Raw genomic sequence first — 629 nt, 5'->3', positions numbered from 1 at the left:
AAATATTCCACACTAAGTCGAACCTATCAAGATGGAGAGAAACAAAAAACAATTGAATTCAAAGTAAGTAATGAATTAATGCCTCTGTACTTTGAGTAAGCGGACTTTTTATTCTGGAGGGAAATCAATAGAGGTTACCAAACAGCATTTAGTAGAGTATCACGATATAAAATCTGAAAATGACATAGATCTCTACTTGAGACCCGAACAGGTTGTAAAAAGATGTATTGATCCAAAGCAAGCCAAGAAACAACGAAAAAATAAAATGCAGCAATTCTTACATAATTTATATAGGAGGAAATACAAATGAAATTTCAAAAGAAACCAGTGGTAATCGAAGCGTTCCAATACGATGGTGATTTCATGAACTCAAAAGGTAAACATTATGTTCCTGATTGGGCAGTGGAAGCAAATGAGAATGGCACCTTTGTTTGGCGTGATCAAGGAGATCTATATGTAAAAACACTTGAAGGTGAAATGTTAGTGAGTGTAGGGGATTTCGTTATTCAGGGAGTTGCTAGTGAAATTTATCCATGCAAACCGGAAATCTTTCAACAAACCTATGAAGTGTATGGTGAAAAAATAACCACCGAGAATTAGGGACACGGTGGCTAGGCATACCAGTTTGT

1 protein-coding gene is annotated in these 629 nt (G+C 35.9%); it reads left to right on the top strand.

Annotated elements, in window-relative coordinates; translation table 11 throughout:
* Positions 1–306: 306 nt before the first annotated feature.
* Positions 307–600 (top strand): hypothetical protein, encoded by a 294-nt coding sequence (locus P3R27_RS14565; protein ID WP_034689458.1) that lies wholly within the window; start codon positions 307–309, stop codon positions 598–600.
* The last annotated feature ends 29 nt before the right edge of the window (positions 601–629 follow it).

This window comes from Enterococcus spodopteracolus, from assembly GCF_030441955.1.
Taxonomy (GTDB): domain Bacteria; phylum Bacillota; class Bacilli; order Lactobacillales; family Enterococcaceae; genus Enterococcus_B; species Enterococcus_B spodopteracolus.
The sequence above is the reverse complement of the archived record's forward strand: the minus strand, read 5'-3'. Positions and strand labels throughout refer to the sequence as shown.

What these genes read in the sequence shown, in the direction of transcription:
- P3R27_RS14565 (WP_034689458.1), top strand. Translation starts at nt 307, where the DNA reads ATGAAATTTCAAAAGAAACCAGTGGTAATCGAAGCGTTCCAATACGAT.